Annotated in this window: 19 protein-coding genes and 2 pseudogenes; 15 read left to right on the plus strand and 6 right to left on the minus strand. The window is 71.0% G+C overall.

Going from position 1 to position 20,902, the window contains the following annotated elements:
• The first annotated feature begins 78 nt into the window (after positions 1 to 78).
• From ACWDVB_RS23405 to ACWDVB_RS23435, 7 genes are all read left to right on the plus strand, one after another.
• Positions 79 to 1,383 carry a VWA domain-containing protein gene (locus ACWDVB_RS23405; RefSeq protein ID WP_451517650.1) on the plus strand — a complete coding sequence of 435 codons (1,305 nt, stop codon included), beginning with the start codon at positions 79 to 81 and terminating at the stop codon, positions 1,381 to 1,383.
• Positions 1,383 to 2,177: a hypothetical protein gene (locus ACWDVB_RS23410; protein WP_451517651.1), complete on the plus strand. Its 795-nt coding sequence runs from the start codon at positions 1,383 to 1,385 to the stop codon at positions 2,175 to 2,177. Before ACWDVB_RS23405 ends, ACWDVB_RS23410 begins: the two co-directional genes overlap by 1 nt.
• A gap of 109 nt (positions 2,178 to 2,286) precedes the next feature.
• Entirely contained in the window at positions 2,287 to 2,880 is a 594-nt protein-coding gene (locus tag ACWDVB_RS23415) for a histidine phosphatase family protein (RefSeq protein WP_451517652.1), read from the plus strand.
• 136 nt (positions 2,881 to 3,016) lie between these two features.
• Complete coding sequence (locus tag ACWDVB_RS23420; RefSeq protein WP_451517653.1) at positions 3,017 to 3,922, plus strand: TIGR03619 family F420-dependent LLM class oxidoreductase; 906 nt, start codon at positions 3,017 to 3,019, stop codon at positions 3,920 to 3,922.
• A 32-nt stretch (positions 3,923 to 3,954) separates the two neighbouring features.
• Positions 3,955 to 4,593 (plus strand): hypothetical protein, encoded by a 639-nt coding sequence (locus ACWDVB_RS23425; RefSeq protein WP_451517654.1) that lies wholly within the window; start codon positions 3,955 to 3,957, stop codon positions 4,591 to 4,593.
• 59 nt (positions 4,594 to 4,652) lie between these two features.
• On the plus strand, positions 4,653 to 5,075 hold the full coding sequence (locus tag ACWDVB_RS23430) for an acyl-CoA thioesterase (protein WP_451517655.1): 423 nt from the start codon (positions 4,653 to 4,655) through the stop codon (positions 5,073 to 5,075).
• Between the two features lie 213 nt (positions 5,076 to 5,288).
• Positions 5,289 to 6,095, plus strand: a complete 807-nt coding sequence (locus ACWDVB_RS23435; protein WP_451517656.1) for an endonuclease I family protein — start codon at positions 5,289 to 5,291, stop codon at positions 6,093 to 6,095.
• Positions 6,096 to 6,103: 8 nt separating this feature from the next.
• Here ACWDVB_RS23435 and ACWDVB_RS23440 read toward each other — a convergent pair whose 3' ends face one another.
• Positions 6,104 to 8,725 (minus strand): DUF6185 family protein, encoded by a 2,622-nt coding sequence (locus ACWDVB_RS23440; RefSeq protein WP_451517657.1) that lies wholly within the window; start codon positions 8,723 to 8,725, stop codon positions 6,104 to 6,106.
• Positions 8,726 to 8,751: 26 nt separating this feature from the next.
• Positions 8,752 to 9,561 carry an aldo/keto reductase gene (locus tag ACWDVB_RS23445; protein ID WP_451517694.1) on the minus strand — a complete coding sequence of 270 codons (810 nt, stop codon included), beginning with the start codon at positions 9,559 to 9,561 and terminating at the stop codon, positions 8,752 to 8,754.
• 229 nt (positions 9,562 to 9,790) lie between these two features.
• Here ACWDVB_RS23445 and ACWDVB_RS23450 point away from each other — a divergent pair, with 229 nt between their 5' ends.
• Positions 9,791 to 10,510, plus strand: a complete 720-nt coding sequence (locus ACWDVB_RS23450; RefSeq protein WP_451611990.1) for a DNA-binding response regulator — start codon at positions 9,791 to 9,793, stop codon at positions 10,508 to 10,510.
• A 77-nt stretch (positions 10,511 to 10,587) separates the two neighbouring features.
• The gene (locus ACWDVB_RS23455) at positions 10,588 to 11,400 is read left to right on the plus strand and encodes an SAM-dependent methyltransferase (protein ID WP_451517659.1); all 813 of its coding nucleotides are present in this window, start codon (positions 10,588 to 10,590) and stop codon (positions 11,398 to 11,400) included.
• 35 nt (positions 11,401 to 11,435) lie between these two features.
• Here the strand turns inward: ACWDVB_RS23455 and ACWDVB_RS23460 are convergent, their stop codons facing one another.
• Positions 11,436 to 12,947 (minus strand): MFS transporter, encoded by a 1,512-nt coding sequence (locus tag ACWDVB_RS23460; RefSeq protein WP_451611991.1) that lies wholly within the window; start codon positions 12,945 to 12,947, stop codon positions 11,436 to 11,438.
• A gap of 462 nt (positions 12,948 to 13,409) precedes the next feature.
• On the opposite strand from ACWDVB_RS23460, the pseudogene ACWDVB_RS23465 reads away from it, so the two are divergent.
• Positions 13,410 to 13,892 (plus strand): annotated as a pseudogene (locus ACWDVB_RS23465) (MFS transporter); the annotation flags it as partial.
• Here the strand turns inward: ACWDVB_RS23465 and ACWDVB_RS23470 are convergent.
• Positions 13,775 to 14,302 carry an ATP-binding protein gene (locus tag ACWDVB_RS23470; protein ID WP_451517661.1) on the minus strand — a complete coding sequence of 176 codons (528 nt, stop codon included), beginning with the start codon at positions 14,300 to 14,302 and terminating at the stop codon, positions 13,775 to 13,777. The pseudogene ACWDVB_RS23465 and the gene ACWDVB_RS23470 sit on opposite strands and share 118 nt — an antisense overlap.
• A 154-nt stretch (positions 14,303 to 14,456) precedes the next feature.
• Between ACWDVB_RS23470 and ACWDVB_RS23475 the strand changes: the two genes are divergently transcribed.
• The 3 genes from ACWDVB_RS23475 to ACWDVB_RS23485 all read left to right on the plus strand — a co-directional run bounded on the left by ACWDVB_RS23475 (position 14,457) and on the right by ACWDVB_RS23485 (position 16,976).
• Entirely contained in the window at positions 14,457 to 15,281 is an 825-nt protein-coding gene (locus ACWDVB_RS23475; protein WP_451517662.1) for a helix-turn-helix domain-containing protein, read from the plus strand.
• Positions 15,281 to 15,547 carry a DUF397 domain-containing protein gene (locus ACWDVB_RS23480; protein ID WP_451517663.1) on the plus strand — a complete coding sequence of 89 codons (267 nt, stop codon included), beginning with the start codon at positions 15,281 to 15,283 and terminating at the stop codon, positions 15,545 to 15,547. The genes ACWDVB_RS23475 and ACWDVB_RS23480 overlap by 1 nt, the downstream gene beginning before the upstream one ends.
• 241 nt (positions 15,548 to 15,788) lie before the next feature.
• Entirely contained in the window at positions 15,789 to 16,976 is a 1,188-nt protein-coding gene (locus ACWDVB_RS23485) for a hypothetical protein (RefSeq protein WP_451517664.1), read from the plus strand.
• Here the strand turns inward: ACWDVB_RS23485 and ACWDVB_RS23490 are convergent.
• Entirely contained in the window at positions 16,958 to 17,446 is a 489-nt protein-coding gene (locus ACWDVB_RS23490) for a nitroreductase family protein (RefSeq protein WP_451517665.1), read from the minus strand. The two genes, ACWDVB_RS23485 and ACWDVB_RS23490, sit on opposite strands and share 19 nt — an antisense overlap.
• A gap of 247 nt (positions 17,447 to 17,693) precedes the next feature.
• Here ACWDVB_RS23490 and ACWDVB_RS23495 point away from each other — a divergent pair, with 247 nt between their 5' ends.
• Positions 17,694 to 18,008: a DUF6092 family protein gene (locus tag ACWDVB_RS23495; RefSeq protein WP_451517666.1), complete on the plus strand. Its 315-nt coding sequence runs from the start codon at positions 17,694 to 17,696 to the stop codon at positions 18,006 to 18,008.
• 182 nt (positions 18,009 to 18,190) lie between these two features.
• Here the strand turns inward: ACWDVB_RS23495 and ACWDVB_RS23500 are convergent.
• Positions 18,191 to 18,265 (minus strand): annotated as a pseudogene (locus ACWDVB_RS23500) (hypothetical protein); the annotation flags it as partial.
• Positions 18,266 to 18,599: 334 nt separating this feature from the next.
• Between ACWDVB_RS23500 and ACWDVB_RS23505 the strand changes: the two are divergent.
• Positions 18,600 to 20,801: an alpha-N-acetylglucosaminidase gene (locus ACWDVB_RS23505; RefSeq protein ID WP_451517667.1), complete on the plus strand. Its 2,202-nt coding sequence runs from the start codon at positions 18,600 to 18,602 to the stop codon at positions 20,799 to 20,801.
• Positions 20,802 to 20,902 lie beyond the last annotated feature (101 nt).

A 20,902-nucleotide genomic window follows, 5' to 3' on the forward strand; every position in this document is an offset into this window, starting at 1 on the left:
CGGTTCCCCGCACCTCTTCGGGGCGCGGCCCGACCCCCCGTTTTGGGGGATGCCCCCCAAGATCAATAGTATCCGGCGATGATCACAAGACAACGGCCGGCGGCCTGGGTCATCGCCCTGCTCGCCGCCCTGACCGCCGGACTCGTCACGGCAGGCCCCGCCGCGGCCGCCGATGACGATGACGAACCGGCGCAGCCCTCCCCCAAGGTCGAGCTGGTCCTCGACGTCAGCGGCTCCATGCGCGCCCGCGACATCGACGGCAAGTCCCGCATGGCCGCGGCCAAGCAGGCGTTCAACGAGGTCCTCGACGCCACCCCGGACGAGGTCGCGCTCGGCATCCGCACCCTCGGCGCCAACTACCGCGGCGACGACCGCAGGACGGGCTGCAAGGACACCGAGCTGCTCTACCCCGTGGAGCGGCTCGACAAGGCGGGCCGCACCGACGCGAAGACCGCCGTGGCGACCCTCGCGCCGACCGGCTGGACCCCGATCGGCCCGACGCTGCTCAAGGCGGCCGACGACCTGACGGACGACACCGCCGAGCGCAGCCGCCGCATCGTGCTGATATCCGACGGCGAGGACACCTGCCGGCCGCTCGACCCGTGCGTGGTGGCCCGGGAGATCTCCGCCAAGGGCATCCACCTCACCATCGACACGCTCGGCCTGGTACCGGACGCCAAGACCCGCGACCAGCTGAGCTGCATCGCGGAGGCCACCGGCGGGACGTACACCTCGATCCGGCACACCGACGAACTGGCGGGTCGCGTCAAGCAGTTGGTGGACCGCGCCGCCGATCCGGCCGTCACCCCGGTGGAGGCCGAGGGCGCCGCCCGGTGCACGGACGCGCCGCGGCTGAAGTCCGGTCTCTACACCGACCGCGAGAAGTTCGGCGAGCACCGCTGGTACCGCGTGGACGTGCCCGCGGGCAAGGAGCTGCGCGCCTCCGTGAGCGTGTCGGCCGAGCGTGCCGTCAACCAGGACTACGGCGTGCTGCTGCGCGCCGAGACCCCGGGCGGCCGCGAGATCGTACGCGGCCAGGAGTCCGGCGACGGTCGTACGGACGTGATCTCGACGGGTCTGCGCTATCCGAAGCCGGAAGCGGACGACATGGACGAGGACGACAAGTACGGCGCTACGGAGACCGTCTGTCTGCGCGTCAGCAATTCCTTCTCCGCGCCCGCCTCGGTGAAGACGACGCCGGGGCTGCCGGTCGAGCTGGCCGTCGACCTGGTCGACTCCCCCGACGAGCCCTCGGACGTCGCCTCCTTCGGGCTCGGCCACGGCTGGTGGCTGCTGGGTCTGCTCGTACTGGTCGGCTTCGTCGCCGGTCTGGTCTGGGGCTGGCTGTCCCGCTGGCGCTTCGCGGTCTGGAGGACCAACTGATGCGTACGACACGGACACATGTGACGGGACGGGTGACGGGACGGGCGGCCGTGCTGGCCGCGACCGCTCTGCTGGCCTTCCCCGGAGTCGCCGCCGCCGACGACGACAAGGGCGACGCCCCGTCCGAGGCCGGTACCTCCTTCCGTACCGCCACCGCGATCCGCCCCGACCAGGAGGCCACCGCGGAGGCGTCCACGGGCGACTACCTGTACTGGGCGTTCCCGGTGGACGCCGGGCAGCGGGCCACCGTGCACGCCACGGTGAAGCTCCCCGACGCGGCCGCGCGGCACGCCGCGTCGACCTGGCGGGTCGATGTGTACGACGGTCTGCGGCGCCGCCAGGCCTGCCGGCTCGGCACGCCGGCGAGGACGGCCGCGCAGGACGCCGGGTCGGTCTCGCTGTCCTGCACGCTGCGTACGGTCAGGGCCTGGTCGGAGCAGTGGGCGAATGATCCACTGCCGGGTACGTACTACCTGCGGCTCACGGTCACCGACCTGAAGGCCGACGATCTGGGGCTGCCCGTGCGGGCCGAGGCGAAGGTCACCACGACCGACGCGGGCGGCGCGCAGGCGGTCGACGGGGCGCTCGCGGAGCCGCTGGTGCCGGGCGCGGGCTCGGACCGGCAGCAGCCCGCCGCCGCCACCGAGCCGGAGGACGGCTGGGCTTCCGGCTGGTGGTCCTCGCGCTGGCTCTGGACGGCGGCCGGCGGCATTCTCGCGGCGCTCGCGGGCGTCGGCGGATACGCCCTGACCCGCGGCTCGGGCCGCCCCGCGCGAGTACCCCAGGGCCTGTAGGCCCTCCTCGGCGGGGCCGCCACGCGCGTGGCCCGCGCGACGTGGCAGTCTCGGTGGTGGCCGGGCCGCACGGTCCGGCCACCACCGGAAGAACAGGAATGGCGCGACCATGGGCGATCTGCTCCTCGTCCGGCACGGCGAGACGTCGTGGGCCCTCACCGGGCAGCACACCAGCTGGACGGACATCCCCCTGACGGACAACGGCAGGGAGCAGGCCCGCTCGCTGGCCCCGCTCCTCGACCGGTTCCGGATCGGCGCGGCCTTCACGAGTCCGCGGATCCGCTCGCGGGAGACCGCGGAGCTGGCCGGGTGCCCCGACGCGTACGTCGACCCGGATCTGCGCGAGTGGGAGTACGGCGCGTACGAGGGCGTCACGACCGTGGAGATCCACCGCACGCGGCCCGACTGGTACCTCTTCACCGACGGCGTCGCCCCGGGCCCGCCGGAGCACCCCGGCGAGACCCCGGAGCAGGTGGGCGAGCGCGCCGACCGCATGCTGGCCAAGGTGGACGCGGCGCTCGCCAACAGCGAGGGCAGCGTGGTCCTCTTCGCCCACAGCCACTTCCTGCGCGTCCTTGCGGCCCGGCGCCTCGGTCTGCCCGCGTCGGGCGGCTCGATGTTCCTCCTCGCGACGGGCACGGTCAGCCGGCTGAGCACGGAGCACGGCCGCCCGGTGGTGGCGAGCTGGAACCTCCGCCCGTAGGACGGGGCCGGACCCGGCCGGGCGGCGCCCGCCGGCAACGGGCGCCCCGGTCAGCGGAGTTCGAGACCCGCGCGGCGCACTGTGAAACGCGCGGCGGGATTCGACACCCGCGTCCTTGATCACCAAAACTGGCGTCATGCGATACGGCGTGAACCTCCTCAACTTCGGCTCCGGCACCACCCCCGACTCCCTCGTGCGGCAGGCCACCGACGCCCGTGAACTCGGCTTCGAGTTCGCGATGATCTCCGACCACATCGCGGTGACCCCCGACGTCCACGAGGTCTATCCGGCGCCGTTCTACGACCAGTTCGTGCTCGCCGCGCACCTCGCGGGGCGCGTGCCGGGGCTGCGGCTCGGCACCACGATCACTGTGATCCCCTACCGGCACCCCTTGCAGACCGCGCGGCTCGCCGCCAACATCGACCGGCTCAACGCCGCCGGGTTCATCCTCGGCGCCGGGGTGGGCTGGTCCGCCGCCGAGTACGAGGTGCTCGGCGTCCCCTTCCGCGAGCGCGGCGCGATCACCGACGAGTACCTCACAGCGATCCGCACCGCCTGGCGCGAGGACCCGACGTCCTTCCAGGGCACGTATGTCTCGTACGAGGGTGTCCGCACCGCCCCGGCGCCCGCGACCCGCCCCCACCTGCCGGTGTGGGTCGGCGGCAACTCCCCCGCGGCGCAGCGCCGCGCGGCCCGCCTCGGCGAGGCATGGCATCCGTTCATGCCGACGCGGGACACGCTGCGGACGGCGCTGCCCCGCGTCGCGGCGGAGGCCGAGGCCGCGGGCCGCCCCGTGCCGGACCTCGCGCCGCGCCTCCAGATCCGGCTCGGCGACCGGCGGGACACCGCCGACCGCCCGCTCGGACACGGCAGCGTCGACCAGGTCCGGGGCGACCTGGAGACCCTCGCGGAGCTGGGCGCGACGGACGTACTCCTGGACACCTACCCCGGAACACCCGCGGAACGGGCGGGCGCCGACGACGACCGGCGGGTGCTGGAGCTTCTGATGTCAGTGGCGCAGGGCACTATCGGTAGCAGTTGACGCAGACCGACGTGGGAAGGGGTGCATGCGCGGTGAAGCCACCCACGGTTGCCCAGCGGCGGATCATCGAGGCCGCGGACCCGGAGACCGGCCGCCTGTCCGGCACCGAGGCCCAGCTGACGGGCCTGGTGCGGGCCCGTCTGGCCTTCCGCCACCCCAGGCCGCCGCACGCGTATTTCCTGACGCCCGCGGGCCATCGCCTGCGCGACGGGGCCGCCGCCCCGCAGGCTCCGGAGCCCGCGCCCGAACCGGCCGCGGCGCCCGGCGTCTTCGCCGCCCGCACCGGCACGGAGACCTCCGTGTCCGGGAGCGAGGGCCCCGCCCGGGGGCGGGAGGTCCGCAGCGCCTGGGAGGGCCTGGTGGAGCTGCGCCGGATGACGAACACCGACGGCGCCCGCGACCGCCCCTGCGCGTGGGAGCGTACGCATCTCGTGCAGGCGGCGGCCCTGGCCCTGGAGGCGGCCGGTCTGCTTCCCGCCCGCCCTGGCCGCCATGACGGCTACGAGGTGACGGGCACCCCGCAGCCCGAGGCCGTCGCCGTGCGCGAGCCGTCCCCGGACGGGCTGCGGGCCTGCGCGGCGGCGCTGGAGCGGGCGGGCTGGCAGGCCGGTGAGCACGCGGGGCCGCGCGGCGGCGCGCGCTATCTTCTGGCCTCCCCGAGGCGGACGTGAACCGCACCCCGAGACAACAACACTCCGAAGTCCAGGTCGAAGGGAACGAAGGGAACACCGTGGCAGAGCCGTTTTCCGTGAGCATCGGCGTCCGTGGGTACGAGACGGACTCGCAGGGGCACCTCAACCAGGCCGTCTATCTCCAGTACGCCGAGCACGCCCGCTGGTCGCTGCTGCGCGCGGCCGGCATCGCGCAGGCCGACCTCCTCGACAAGGGCGTCGGCCCGGTGGCCCTGGAGAACACCGTCCGCTATCTCAGCGAGCTGCGCGCGGGCGACGAGACGGCGGTGAGCTGCGCGTTCATATGGGGTGAGCGCAAGACGTTCCGCGTCGAGCAGACCATCACCAAGGCGGACGGCACGGTCGCCGCGACGGTCTCGTCCCTCGGCGGGCTGCTGGACCTCAAGGAGCGACGGATGGTGGCGGATCCGCGTGAGTACTTCAGGGCGCTTGCGGCCGACCCGGCGCGGCTCGGGCTCTGAACCCTCACCGCCCCTCGGCGCGGGCGTCCGCGGTGGCCGAAGGGGCACCTCTGCCGAGTACATGACACCTTTACGCAACCGACCCACACCGTTCACACAGCCGTACATACATCCGTGCCACTCTCCCGATGGTTGATCAGTCAACTCGCGTAGACCGCGCGCCCCTTGGCGGGCGCACGGCACGCGAGGCCTCCGGGAAAGGACACACCCCACATGCCCGTCCCGCGCGTACGCCGCTGGAAGATCCTGGCCCTGTCCGCCGCCACCGTGCTCGTCGGCATCACCGTGCCCGCCACGGCCACGGCCACAGCCACCACCTCTACGGCCACCCCGTATGACGACACGTACTACCAGGACGCGCTCGGCAAGACCGGTCCCGAGCTGAAGTCCGCGCTGCACACGATCATCAGCGACCAGACCAGCCTCTCGTACGACCAGGTCTGGAACGCCCTGAAGACCACCGACCAGGACCCCGCCAACAGCGCGAACGTGATCCTGCTCTACACCGGCACCTCGCGGAGCAAGAGCAGCAGCGGCGGCGACAAGGGCGACTGGAACCGCGAGCACGTCTGGGCCAAGTCCCACGGTGACTTCGGCACGGCGACCGGGCCCGGTACGGACATCCACCATCTGCGCCCCGAGGACGTCACGGTCAACAGCATCCGGGGCAACAAGGACTTCGACAACGGCGGCGGCGCGGTCGCCGGGGCCCCGGGCAACCTCACGGACGGCGACTCGTTCGAGCCCCGCGACGCGGTCAAGGGTGATGTGGCCCGCATGATCCTCTACATGGCCGTGCGCTACGACGGCGAGGGCGGCTTCCCCGACCTGGAGCCGAACGACCGGGTGGACAACGGCAGCGCGCCCGCCATCGGCCGCCTCTCCGTGCTGAAGCAGTGGAGCGACGAGGACCCGCCGGACGCCTTCGAGAAGAACCGCAACCAGGTCATATTCGACAGGTTCCAGCACAACCGGAACCCGTTCATCGACCACCCGGAGTGGGTGGAGAAGGTCTGGTAGCCGGACCTTCACCGGCCGCCGCCACCGCCCTCGACCTCCTTGGGCGGTGGCCCCCCGCCGGTGTCGGCGAAGAACTGCCAGAGGGTGACGAGGGCCACCGCCTGAGCGACCAGATAGGCGAGCTGGAGCGAGAAGTACCGCATCTGGTAGACCGACAGGAGCAGCCCGAACCTGCTCTGCCAGAACCGGCGTTCCCCCTGGAAGATGTCCAGGTCCAGGGCGATGCCGGTGAGCGTGAGGACGAGCAGCATCGTCAGTACGAGCAGGCCGATGTCCTCGTACCCCTGGTCCAGCGCGAAGTTGCCGAGCGCGTCGACCCCGGCGGGCAGCGCGAAGGCCACGGCGACCGGCAGCGCCTTCACGGGGCCGCGCCGCCCCGGCAGACGGCGCCAGAGCGCGCCGAGCACGAAGCCCGCGCCGGCCCAGCAGGCCTGCCACATCAGAGAGCCCCAGACGATGTCGGGCAGGCCGAAGCCGTAGGAGAGGTTGGCGCGCCAGTGGTCGCCGCGGATCCAGCCGGACCAGACGGCCACCGCGCTCGCCGGGAACCCGAAGAAGCAGGCGATGAGGGCGGCCCTGCGGCCGTTGCCCCACCAGGTGTCGCGCGGGCCGAGGGCGAGCGCCACGTCGACGACCGAGACCTGGGCGGGCAGCCGGTCGGCGGCGCCCGAACCGTCGGTCCAGTTGTGCAGGCCGCGTACTTCCTGTTCGAGCAGGCGGCGTTGGAGTATGTCGTCGTCCGACTGCCCCTGGTCGAGGCGGCGCATCTTCGCGTGGATCTCGCGGTAGCGGCGGGCCCGGCCGAGGATGTCGGCGCGCCGCGCGGCGGTCACGGTGGCGCCGAGCCGCTCCCGCGAGGTCTCCAGGACACGGTCGAGGACGGCCCTGCGCGCGCCCACGGCGACCGCCCCCCACAGGGCCGCCATGTTGAGGAAGATCCACAGGGTGACCAGCAGGCCGTTGCCGGCGAACGTGCCGAGGCCCATGCCGACCACGACAGGGAAGAAGAGCAGGAGGATGCGGCGGTCCTCCGGCTCCGTGACGGGCGACTCGGTGGGGCGTGTGCCGACGGCGCGGAGCGCGGCGAAGAGGGCGAGTCCGGTGAGGAACCACACCGGGAGCCACCAGTTCTGGCTGTTCACGGCGGACCAGGTGAGGTGCGAGCGCAGTTCGCCCCGGTGCCCGAGGCCGTACATGGGGTCGCCGTGCCGGCTCAGCCAGGAGACGCGCTGCCAGGTGCGCTCGACGGCCAGGACGTAGCAGGCGCCGACGGCCGCCGTGACGGCGACGACGACCGGTCCCGCGTAGCGCAGTCGCAGCTCGCGCGGCGCGCCCGGCGGCTTTCTGCTCGGCGGGATCAGATCGCCCGCCCGCGCGAGGCGCCAGGCGACGGCGGTGAACGCGAGGAAGGTGAGGGCCTGGGCGCAGGCGGTGGCGGCCAGGAGCGTGTACAGCGCGGGGTACGGCGTGCCGCCGCTGATGTCGAGGTCGTCGGGCAGTCCGAACAGGTCCGGCTGGAAGGCCACGGCGAGGACGGGCACGGTCAGTACGGCGCCCGCCCACGCGACGGACCGGCGCGGCCGCCCGAAGGCGAGCAGCAGTGCGGCGGTGCAGGCCGCGGCCGCGAAGCCGATACGGGGTTCCCGCGCCGTCCACAACTCCTCGTCCCCCAGCGCCTTCAGCCAGCGCAGCAGGACGGTGTCGCCGTCGAAGACGATGACGGCGCCCGCCGAGACCCACGCCCAGTCCCGCAGCGTCCCCGCGGACTCCGCTTCGAGGGCGCTCGCCCCGGCGCGCCGCCGCAGGCGTCCGGCCGCGTACAGGAGCAGCCCCGACACCGCGAACGTCCACGCCATGCTGCCGCCGTTGTTGAGGTTGGCGAAAAGGAAGCGGTCGTCCTGCGCCGCGAACGACCGCTGCCAGCCGGGTTCGAGCCGTACGGCGACGGGCGGCGGCTTCTTCTCGCCCTTCGGACGCCACACCAGCGCGGTGGCGCCCTGCCTCGTGGTCGGCTTCGGCCGGGCGGACTCGGCTCCGGGGTCGCCCGGGTCGACGAGGATCTCCGTCCAGTCCACGCGGTGGAGACCGGGCGCCGGTTCGAACAGGAGCCGCCAGTGGGCCGTGCCCTGCTCGACCTTCCAGGGGCCGAGCGCGAACCATCCGCGGTCCTCGTCGATCCAGGAGAACGTGTCCAGCGTGACCCGGAAGCCGCCCTTCTCCGCGGTCACCCGGGGGCTCCCCTCGGGGCGCCACTCCGCCCACCACCGGTGCTGCGCCTCGTCGGGGCGGGCGAGGCAGCCCATGGCCAGGCGGTGGCCGCCGGTGTCCTCGCTCAGCAGGAGGGACTTGGCGTGCCGCCAGGACGACGGGACGTGGACGGTCAGCCGGGCGGTCACCTTGGTGTGGATGCGGCCGGCGTGCGAGAGGCGGATGGTGGCGCTCGCCTCCGCCTGGTCCAGTCCGGCCGTCGCACACCGCTTGTCGACCGGCTTCGACTTCGGCTTCGGCTTCGGCTTCGGCTTCTGTTTCAGCTTCTGCTCGGCCGTCGGCCTGTCCGTGGCTTGCGCGGGCGTCGCGGGCCACAGCAGAGCGCAGAGTACGACGAGCAAAAGCACCGCGCGTGACTTCAACGGCCGCCCCGATCCCCCGAGTTGTACTACCTCTCAGTCTCCCCGACCGCGTCCAGTTCCGCGAGGTCCTCGGAGGTGAGGCGGAGGGCCGCGGCCGCCACGTTCTCCGCCAGGTGCGCCGGGGACGAGGTGCCCGGGATGGCCAGCATCGCCGGGGAGGTGGCGAGCAGCCAGGCGAGGGCGACCTGTGCGGGGGTGGCGCCGTGGCGGGCGGCGACGGTCTCGACGCGGGCGAGGTCGGGGGCTCCGGTGCCGCCGAAGGAGAAGTACGGCACGTAGGCGATGCCCTGCCGGGCACAGAGATCCACCAGCTCGGCGTCGGTGCGGGCCAGTGGGCTGAACCTGTTCTGCACGGCGACGACCGGGGCGATCGTCCGCGCCTCGGCGAGCTGCTCCGGAGTGGCGTTGCTGACGCCGAGGTGGCGGATCACGCCCTCGTCGCGCAGGGCAGCCAGAGTGGCGAAGCGGTCCTCGCCCGGCCCGTCGCTGCCCAGGAAGCGCAGGTAGACCAGGTCGAGGTGGTCGCGGCCCAGCTCGCGGAGGTTGCGGTGCACGGCCTTGCGCAGCTCCGCGGGGTCCGCCGGGTCCATCCAGCTGCCGTCCGGGAAGCGGCCGGGGCCGACCTTGGTGGCGATGACCAGGTCGTCGGGGTAGGGGTGCAGGGCGGTGCGGATGAGGTCGTTGGCCGCGATGTCCTGGAAGAAGTAGAAGGCCGCGGTGTCGATGTGGTTCACGCCGAGTTCGACCGCGCGGCGCAGAACGGCGACCCCCCGGGCGGGGTCATGGGCGGGGCCGTCCCACTGGGGGGCGGGCAGCCGCATCGCGCCGAAGCCCATGCGGTGGACGGGGAGTTCGCCGCCGATGAGGTACTGGCCGGCGGCGGCGCCAGGTCGCGACGCGTCGTTGGTGAGGTCATCCCCGAGCTGATCCCGGTGGTCATCCGTGGTCGTCATGGGCGAGATCCTCCGACGCGCGTCCTCCGTACGCGAACACGTGGCCACTTGCTGCCACGTTGACCCCTTGTGTACGCGGTCGCAGACTGTCGGGATCATGCCGAGTACGCCGATGAACCCACCCAGCGCGTCACCCCCGTCACCCCCATCCAGCACCGACCTGATCGTGTCCCTGCGCGGCGAGCGGGAATTGGTGCGCCGGGCGGGGAGCCTGTTCACCGGGGCACGGGAGGAGTTCCTGTGCGCGGCGGCGGACCTGGTGACGTTCTCGCGGGGCGTGAACGCGGCCTTCGCCGGGGGCAGGAGGCCGCCGTTGGTCCCGGGCGGCCTGGAGATGCGCAAGCTGTACACGCCGCGGGCGCTCGCGGACGCCGAGGCGGAGGCGCGGCTCGTCAGGATCGCCGAGTCGGGGGCGCATGTGCGGATCTCCGCGGCGCCGCTCGTGCACGAGGCCATCGTCATCGACCGGCGCGTCGCGATCCTCGCCGGAGCCCCGGTCCGAGGGACGCGGACGTACACGGTGATCCGGTCGCCCGACGCCGTCGAGGGGGTCAGGTCGCTGGTGTACGCGGCCTGGGAGACCGCCGTCGACCTGGCCGAGTACCGGCGGACGCGGCCTCCCGCGCTCAGCGGGGAGGCCCGCCGCGTCCTGCGGGCGCTGGGCGCGGGGCACACCGATGAGGCGGCGGCGCGGGAGGTGGGCATGTCGTTGCGGACGTACCGCAGACGGGTCGCGGAGCTGATGGCGGCGCTCGGCGCGACGTCACGTTTCCAAGCGGGGCTGCGTGCCGCGGAGTTGAATGACGTGCTCCAGGCCAGGGCAGGCAACTGACCGGGGCGGGTGACCGTCTAGATTGATGCTTGATCGTCGAACTACCCAGCGCGACACAGGTTTCCAGGAGGCTTCTCGTGTCAGACAACGACCCCCAGCTCGGCTCCGCCGCCGACGTCCGCGCGCGCATCGACACCAGCAAGCCGCACTCCGCACGCTTCTGGAACTACTTCGTGGGCGGCAAGGACAACTACGAGAAGGACCGCGAACTCGGCGACCACATCAAGGAGATCTTCCCGGGCCTGGTCGACGTGGCCCGCACCAGCCGTCTCTTCCTCGGCCGCGCGGTGCGCCACCTGGCCACGGAGCAGGGCGTGCGGCAGTTCCTGGACATCGGCACGGGCCTGCCCACGGCGGACAACACGCACGAGGTCGCCCAGCGCGCGGCCCCGGACTCGCGCATCGTCTACGTCGACAACGACCCGCTGGTCCTCGCCCACGCGCGGGCCCTGCTGACCAGCACGCCCGAGGGCGAGACGGCGTACATCGACGCCGACCTCTACGAGCCGGAGGCGATCCTGCGGGAGGCCGCGAAGACGCTGGACCTCTCGCAGCCGGTGGCCCTGATCATCCTGAACACGCTCGGCCACGTCGCCGATCACAAGGAGGCCCGCGACCTGGTCTCGCGGATCATGGCCGGTCTGCCCTCCGGGAGCTACCTGGTGATCAGCGACTCCACGGCGACGAGCGAGGGCATGATCGCGGCGTCGAACGAGTACAACAAGAGCGGCGCGATCCCCTACTACGTACGGAGTGTGGAGGAGATCGGCGCCTTCTTCGACGGCCTGGAGCTGGTGGAACCCGGCGTCACTCAGGTCACGCGGTGGCGCGCGGAGACGGAGGACGTGACGGCGGTCGACGCGTACGGGGCGGTGGCCCGCAAGCCATAGTCCGCAACCCGTCGGCCGTAATCCGTCGGCCGTAATCACCCCGAAGGAAGAAGCCGCTCTTTCCCGGGGCGGGATTTCGGAGAAGAATTTCGCTGCTTTCCGGCAGGCCGCAAGGCAATCGCCAGCACAGCCGCTCCGAATAGTGCGATGAGCATGATCCAGGCCGCGCCGACGTGCATGGCGTGAATAAAGGCGTCATCGGCGGCGTGCGCGAGAGTGGGCCGGTGCGTCGTGGTGGCGATATGCCGGGCCTGTTCGGCGGAGACCCGCGCCCGGTCCTGTACCGGTCCCGGCAGATCGATCAGCGAGGGTTCGATCGCGCGCCGGTACACGATCGACATGATCGTGCCGCCGACCGCGATCCCGATCACGCTGCCGGTCTGCCGCACGGTGTTGGTGACGGCCGACCCGGCACCGGCCCGCTCCAACGGCAGGGAGCTGATCAGCGCCGCCGTCACGGGGCCGATCACCATGCCGATCGAGAGGCCCTGGACCAACAGCAGGATCTCGATCCACAGGAGCGGGGTCTGGACCCCGAGGAACCCGTACATTCCCATGGTCAGCGCCGCCACGGCGAGCGCCGGCACGGTGACGGCACGCAGCGACCAGCGGCGGGACAGATTCTCGCCGAGGAACGCCCCCGCGGTCGCGCCGAGCGCGGTCGGGAGGCTGGCCAGACCCGCCTCCATCGGTGAGAAGCCGCGTGCGCCCTGGAGGTAGAACGCGTTGTAGAAGGTGCCGGCGGTCATGGCGAAGAGGAGCAGTCCGAGCGCCGCGTTGCCGCCGCCGAACGCACGCTGCGCGAGCAGCCGGGGATCAAAGCTGGGCGTCCTGCTCCGCAGTTCGACGAGTACGAAGGCGGCCAGCAGGGCCAGTCCGACGGCGATCGGCGCCCATACGTCCGTACGGCTCCAGGCGGCGACCTGCCCCGCGCGGATCAGCCCGTAGGCCAATGCCGCGAGCCCGGTGATCGAGAGCAACATTCCCGCCGGGTCGAGCGGCCGCAGAACAGGGCTGCGGAAATTCGGGGCCAGCACGGCGATCCCGACCAGTGCCAGCGCCACGACCGGGACATTGATCAGAAAGACCGAGCCCCACCAGAAATGGTCGAGGAGCAGCCCCGCCAGCACCGGGCCCGCGGCCATTCCGACACCGGCGGCGGTCGAGGAGACGGCGATCGCGGTCGCCCGCGCGGGGCCGCTGAAGGTCCACATGAGGATGGCCAGATTGGCGGGCATGATCAGCGCGCTGCCCAGTCCCATCGCGGCGCGCGCGGCTATCAGCTGGCCCGCGTCGCTCGCGTACGCCGCCCACAGCGAGGACCCGGCGAAGATCACAAGCCCGATGATGAGCACGGTCCGGTGACCGAAGCGGTCACCCAGGGCGCCCGCGGTGAACATCAAGGTGGCGAAGGCCAGGGTGTACGAGCCTGTGGCCCACTGAAGCTCGGCCGAGCCGGCGTCCAGCCCACGGACCGGGTCCGCGAGGGTCTCCAGGGTGACGCTCAGGACGGTGTTGTCGAGCCAGATGACCAGCGAGCACAACATGAGTACGGCAAGGATCAACTGCTGTCGGAACTTCGGCAATGGTGGTGACGTGGTCACGAATACCCTCGGATACGGTCGGATACGGTCGGATACGGCCGGTGAATACCTGACGATTGACTGGACCGTAGGCAATCGGAACGCCGCTGTCAATTCCCGAGTTGCCGTGCGCAGAATGCCGTTTCAGCCGCTATCCGGGGGCACGCGTCACACTCCCTGTCAATTCCAGACGCCCGTAAACGCACCCTGGCTTTAACCGATAGTCGAGGCATGTCGACATGACCTCTGTCAATTGCGGTGGTGGCCTCCGCTATCCAGGCCGACTTCGGCTTCTCCGCCGCCGGGCTACCTGGATCCTCCACGCCTCTCTGATCGCCTTCGGCAGGCTCCTGCTGCTCGTCGGGCGGCTCGGTGACCTCGTCGCGCCCTCCAAGGCATCAGCGCGCGATGACCTCGGCCGTCGCGCTCGGCATGCTCGTCTCCCTCCTCCCCGGGCCCGGCGCCCACCGCACGCTCCTCGCCGGCCTCACCTCGATCACGCTCGGCCTGGCGCTCCTCGGCCGACTGCCCGCCGACGGTTCGTACGTCATCGACGTCCTGCCCGCCATGCTGCTGCTCGGCGCGGGCTTCGCCGCCGCGATGCCCGCCGTGACAGGGCTCGCCATGGGTGGCGCCGCCGAGGACGACGCGGGCCTCGCGTCCGGCCTCTTCAACACCACCCAGGTCGTGGGCGGTTCGCTCGGCCTCGCCGTCCTGACCACCCTCGCGGCGAGCCGCACTCAGTCCCTCACCGGCCAGGGCACGGACGGCATCGCCGCCACCGCCGACGGTTACCGGCTCGCCTTCTGGGTCGCCACCGGCATCGCCGCCGCGGGCCTCGCACTGGCCGCCACCGTCCTGCGCCCCGCCTCCTCCTGCAGCCGCGCCTCCTCCGGCAAGGGCAGGTGAGCCCAGACCGTCTTGCCGACCTGCCGCGCCACCACACCCCACTCCTCGGCCAGCGCCGCCACGATCACGAGCCCTCGGCCCGACTCCCCGTCGGCCTCCGGGGGTTCGGGCGTTTCCGGAGGCATGCGTTCGGTGCGCGTGTCGGTCACCTCGATACGGAGCGTGTTCACGCCAAGCGTGAGACGGAGTTCGAAGTCACGGCCCGGCACCCGGCCGTGCGTCGCGGCGTTCGCCGCGAGCTCGGCGACGATCGCCTCCGCCGCGTCGGACAGTTCGGTGTCGTACGCGATGCCCCAGCCATCCAGGTGATACCTGGTCAGACGCCTTGCGAGGCGGGCGCCCCGGGGCGTGGCGCTGAGCAGTTGCGTGAAGTCCCGCGTCGTGGTGGCGGGTCGGGCTTGGGTTGGCATGACGCCCACCGTGGCCTCATCCCAGCCGGGTACACCAGCAACCAAACCCGTACGCTCTGTCAGCGTACGAGTACGAAGGGTAGACAAGGGGGGTAACCGTGAGTGACGATTGAGACGTTGGTGGGGATAGGAACACGAGCGTCGGGGGATACCCATGATGTCGTCAAGCAGCAAAGAGCCCGAAGCGTCGGACGGTCTGAAGACCTTCGGCGCCGTCCTCAAGAGCTTCCGCAAACGCGCCGGACTCACCCAGGAAGCGCTGGCCGCCGAGGTCGGCTGCTCCACGCACTTCCTGGCCTCCATCGAACAGGGCAGGCGGTTCCCGCCACCGAGATTCGTCGACCTGTGCGAGGCGGCGCTCGACGCGTTCGGCACGTTGAGGCTGGCGGCGAATCAGCTCTCCCGGAAGCCGGGCCTGGCAATGTGGTTCCGTCAGTGGGCCCTTCTGGAGCAAGAGGCCCTCAACCTGTACACCTACGAATGTCGGCTGATCCCCGGCCTGTTGCAGACCCCGGCGTACGCCCGAGCACTGTTCGCCAACCGGCTTCCACCGCTCAGTGACGCGGAGGTTGAGGCACAGCTGACGGCACGAATGGAACGGCAGCGGTTACTGACGGAGCGGCCGAACACGACGTACAGCTTCATCCTCGAAGAGCACCTGCTTCTCCGGACGTTGGGCGGCCCCGCGGTCACTCAGGAACTCATCGAGCACATTCTCCGCATGGCCGCGCAGCGCAACATCGAGATTCAGATCGTGCCACTGGTGCGGGACACCCACGCGGGTACAGACGGCCCCATCAAGCTATTGGAGACCCCGGACAACAAGTGGTTCGCCTACAACGAAGGGCAGGAGAGCGGCCAGCTCATCTCCGACCCGAAAGTGGTCAGCATTCTCCAGACGCGGTATGCCAGGATGCGTTCACAGGCTCTCTCGTTCGAGGACTCGGTGAGCCTGCTGGAGCGGATGCGAGGAGCATAATGAGCACCCCCGAACTGGCCTGGTTCAAGAGCAGCTACAGCGGCAGCTCCGGTGACGACTGCCTGGAAGTGGCCCTGCATTGGCGCAAGTCGAGTTACAGCGGCGGCTCCGGCGATGACTGCGTAGAGGTCGCCCCCTGCCCCACCACCATCCACGTACGCGACTCCAAGAACCCCGCAGGGCCCCAGCTCGCCCTCGGGACCGCGGCCTGGGTCGATTTTATCTCCTGCGCACTCCACATGCAGGAGCGACGAGATTGTGGCTGACTGGGAAGGTCAGTGATGGCAGGCCGCCTGCCTACGCCCACGATCCGATCCTGGCGCCGGTCAGCGCGCTCTCAGCAGGGTGCCGCCGGCGCCCTGCGGGAGATCCACCATGTGCGTCGATCCCGAAACGTGTCCTGACTCAGCCTTCGCCGTGGTGCGCCACCCGTGTCGGCGCGCGGAACTGCCACGGGTACGACGGAGCACAGTGCCGCACGGGGACGGCTGTCCGCCCGTTCCCGGAATGACGGGGGCCCGGTTCGTATCCCTCGCGGAGGGGCCCGGGGACGGCTCGGCGCTGCGCCGGGCCTCGTCCAGAGCCGCACACCGGGTCGGCCGACTGGGCCGGTTCCTCGGCATCGCGCAGCCGGTGGCCGGAGACGGCGCGCTCAGCATCGACATGGGGGCGGGCACCACCGTCATCTTCTCCGAGGCCCGCCTGGGCGGGCAGCGGCACTTCCTCCATCTCATGGGAGCCAAACACCTGCCCACCGAGAACCCGGGCCTCGCCGAGATCAACCTGGTGACCGGCCCCTGCCTGTTCAGCGCGCACACCCTGTGGGGCCGGGACGAACAGGGCGAGCGGGTCGATCTCCTGCACGCCCAGAGCGCTCCGTTCCGCTGCCGCCTGACCGCGATCGAGGCGGCCCCGGAGCTGTCCCTGTACGAGTACGAGTCGATTCTGCGGCGGACCCGTCTCATCGCCGACGTGGTCGCCATGCTGCCCTCCGGGGTACCTGTGAACATCACCATCGACATACCGCGGGTGCAGTACTACCTGTATCTGCTGGACGCCTTCACCAGCGGACTGCTCAGTCCCGAGCTGACGCTGGAGTGGTTCCGTATGGTCGATGACCGGCATGCGCTGACCGTGAGCTTCTTCCGGGAACGCCTGCGGGCCGAGCTGACCAGGACGGCCCGGCAGGACGTCGTCATCGACGAGTCCCGCGCACTGGGCGAACTCGCGCCGCACCTGCGAGAGGCCGTCCACCAGGGCGCCATCCCCTCAGCCGCCGAACTGGCGGCCGTGCCGGCGGCCGGCGGTGACCCGGTGTGGAAGCTCCTGCTGGACCTCGATCCGCCGGCGGACGTGGCCGCGCTCGGCCCCGCCAGCTACGTCGTCGAGGAGCTGCGCGCCGCCAACATCCACAAGGACAGTGCCCGCAGCATCGGTATCGCGGTCGAGAACCACACCGAGTGGAAGGTCTTCGAACGGAGCAGGAACATACTGCGGGACACGAAGACCGGGCGAAACTCGGCTCCTGGGCCGTTCGTCGGCCTGTATCCCTTGGAGCGGCTGCTCAACCTCGACCCGCACGGCCAGTGGGCGTACCCCTACTTCCTCGAGTCGGGCCACCACGCCCTGGATGAGGCCGGCGAGATCGTCGACCTCTTCTCCGTGGCCGAGGCGCTCTACACCGGAGTGCGCTGACCGTACTTTTCATAGCTGACGAATTCACGGCGGCTCCGGCGTCGGGAGGCACGGCGCTCGTACGCGGGGTAACCGATCGGGATGACCAGCACCGGCCTGATCGACGAAGGCATATCGAACAGGAACCGCAGGGGTTCGACTCGGAAGCTGTGAACAGGGCATGCGCCCAGGCCATGGGCGTGCGCGGTGAGCAGCAAATTCTGTACGGCCATGGCCACGCACAAGGCTCTGGCCTCCCTGTCCGCCGGATCGTCCAGGCCGCGGTCACCGTCGGTACAGGCCACGACCACCATGGAAGGAACGCCGAACACGCCGGGAGCGAAACTCCGCAGCCGCCGGATGTTCTGCGGATCTCGGATGACGAGGAACGACCACGCCTGAGAGTTCGCGGCGCTGGGGGCCGATTCCATTCCTTGCAGCAGCGCTTCCACGACCTCCGGAGCGATGGGAGTGTCGGTGTACGCGCGCATGACGCTACGACTCGTCAGCATCTGCAAGAACTGCTCGGGGGTAACTCCGGGCACCGGCAAAGCAGGGGAAGACTCACTAGTCATACTTTTGGCATACCCCGTGCGGCTTCACCTTCTGCCACGTCGGACGCCCATGTCACTCTTCCCGCTCACTTCCATGCGGCCATATTGATGGAAACCCGATCCGCCACCGGCCACACCTATGGCATGGGGGCACCCATGGGTGCCAGACGAGAGGTGACCGAACATGAAGACGTCGGCCGACACCGACCAGCTGAAACTGCACGAGGACCTGGCCTCGCTCGCCGCCTACCTGCTCAGCGTTGGCCGGGGGCTGCTGGAGGAACCGGACGATTACCCGCCCATGCGATGCGTCGACGCCGCCCGGCGCACGCTCGGGGTTCTGGAGGCGCACACCGCGGCCGACCCGCGCCTTGTGGACCTGCGGTCCAAGCTCGAAGAGATCGTGACCGCACCTCCGGAGCCCGATCCTCCCCCGATGACCGAGCTGCTCGACGATCTGTGCATGACGATGGCACGCGTCATCAAGAACGCCGTCTGACCCGCTGACCCCGGCCGACCCGAAGCGCCGGCCGGCCCTTCGGAAGAGCGCCGGGACGCTCCGCTGCTCCTGGCCGGGGCTGGACCGGAGCAGTTCGAGGTGGGCCTCGCCCGTCTGTTCCGCATCGCGTAGCCCTCGTGGTGCTTGGACGTGATGACGATGTAGCGCATCCCGACGTCCTTGGCCGCCTTGACCACGGCCTTCGCGTGGAAGTCGGCGGGGTTGAAGCTCTGCGTCCGCTCCTCGTACGCGTCCATCGGGATGTCGCACTGGCGCGCTTGATCCACTCGGCGTCGCGGCAGGTGGTGCCGTCGGGGCGCCTGTACTCGCCCTCCAGGTTCGAGTAGGTACCGAAGTGGATGAACATGCCGAAGTGGTCCTGGCGGAACCGAGTTGGTGCGGTCGGCCGTGAAGGGATCGTCCTTGGCGTGGTCGGTGCCGGGGCCCGCGGTCGTCTGCGCCCGGGAGGCGGGGGCTGAATCGGTGGTGGCGGCCGCGTTCGGGAGGGAAGAGTCACTTCGGTATGCCCCGCAAGCCCTGCCAGCCCGCCGGGGCCCGCGTCCGCGCCCCCTCCCGACCGACGGAGCCCGTATGCCTCTCCCCCGCCGGACCGTCCTCACCGTCCTCGCCGGTGCCACCGGTATCGCCGCTGTCGCCTGTTCCGGCACCGCCGCGGACGGCGTGCCGACCCCGCGGCGCGGCGCCGCCGCCGCGGCGGCCCGGCGGCTGCTGCCCCGGCACTGGGACCAGATCACGTTCCGGACCGTCCCGCCGAAGCGGGGCGCCGAGGACTCCTTCCGGGTCACCGGGCGACGCGGCCACATCACGGTGGAAGGCACCAGTACCGTCGCCCAACTCACCGGGCTCGACCACTACTTGAAGCACACCACTCACTCCAACATCACCTGGGCGGGCAGCCAGACCGACCTGCCCGACCGGCTCCCCGCCCCCGCCGAGCCCCTCACCGCACAGGCCAACACCCCGCACCGCTTCGTCCTCAACGACACCAACGACGGCTACACCGGCGCGTACCACGACTGGGAGTACTGGGAGCGCGAGCTCGACGTGCTCGCGCTGCACGGATACAACGAAGTGCTCGTGTACGTCGGGGCGGACGCCGTGTACCACCGCGCCTTCCAGCAGTTCGGTTACGAGGACGAGGAGTTGAGAGCCTGGATACCCGCCCCCGCCCATCAGCCGTGGTGGCTCCTCCAGAACATGTCGTCGTTCCCGCATCCCGTCTCCCGGCAGCTCCTCGACGCCCGCGCCCGCCTCGGCCGCCGCATCTGCGACCGGCTGCGCGAACTGGGCATGACGCCGGTCCTGCCGGGCTACTTCGGGACCGTACCGCCCGGTTTCGAGGCCAGGAACCCGGGGGCGAGGACTGTCCCGCAGGGCGACTGGGTGGGCTTCGCGCGGCCCGACTGGCTGGATCCGCGCACCGGCGGCTTCGCGCGGGTGGCCGCCGCGTTCTACCGCGTGCAGGACGAGCTGTTCGGCCCGTCCACGATGTACAAGATGGACCTCCTTCATGAGGGCGGAAAGCCCGGCGACGTGCCGGTGGGCGAGGCGGCCAAGGGCGTCGAGAAGGCCCTGCGCACGGCGCACGCCGACGCCACGTGGGTGATCCTCGGCTGGCAGCACAATCCGCCGAAGGCGATCACCGACGCCGTCGACAAGAAGCGGATGCTCATCGTCGACGGCCTCTCCGACCGCTTCCCGCACATCACCGACCGCGAGGCGGACTGGGGCTCCACGCCCTACACCTTCGGCTCCATCTGGAACTTCGGCGGACACACGACGATGGGCGCCAACACGCCTGACTGGGCCGCGCTGTACGAGAAGTGGCGCACCAAGAAGGGCAGCACGCTCAGCGGGATCTCCTTGATGCCGGAGGCGGCCGACAACAACCCGGCCGCTTTCGAGCTCTTCTCCGAACTGGCGTGGAGCGATGGCACCCTGGACTTGAAATCATGGTTCACCGCGTGGTCGACGGCGCGGTACGGGGACGCTGATCCGCATGCCGCCGCCGCATGGGACGTGCTCCGCCGTACCGCCTACGGCACGACGCGCGCCGACAAGTGGGCCGAGGGCGCCGACGGACTCTTCGGGGCGCGGCCCGATCTGGCGGTCTCGTCGGCGGCGGCCTGGTCACCCAAGAAGATGCGGTACGAACTGGCGGACTTCGAGCCCGCCCTCGACGAACTGCTGGCGGTGCGGCGCGACTTGCGGGGCTCGACCGCGTACCGCCGCGACCTGCTCGATGTCGCCCGGCAGACGCTCTCCAACCGCAGCCGGGTCCTGCTGCCGCGCATCAAGGAGGCGTACGGCGCCGGCGACGCGGCCCGCTTCGACCGGCTCAGCGGCGCGTGGCTGGAGCTGATGGACCTGCTCGACCGTCTCGTGGCCACGGACCCCGACCACCTGCTCGGCCGCTGGGTCGCGGACGCGCGGGCGTGGGGCGCCGACGCGGAGGAGAGGGACCGACTGGCGTACGACCAGCTGTCGCTGCTCACCGTCTGGGGCAACCGCTCAGGGGCGGAGGCGGGGCTGCGGGATTACGCCAACCGTGAGTGGGCGGGGCTCGTCGGGGGGCTCTACCGGCTGCGCTGGGAACGGTACTTCGAGGAGCTGCGGGCGGCCCTCACGGGTGGCCGCGGGCCCCGGAAGATCGACTGGTTCGCCTTGGAGGACGGCTGGATCCGCGACCCGGGCCGCCTTGCGACGCGCCCTACGGGCGATACGTACGGGGTCGCGGCGCGGGTGCGGGAACGACTGGGCGCTGTGCCGTGACGGGGCCCGCCTGTTGTGCGTTGCCTGCGGGTGGCTTCTCGGCTGGTCGCGCAGTTCCCCGCGCCCCTGACGGGGCCCGTGCCGCTGCCGGGAGTGCCCCG

It is taken from the genome of Streptomyces sp. NPDC003379, assembly GCF_053589195.1.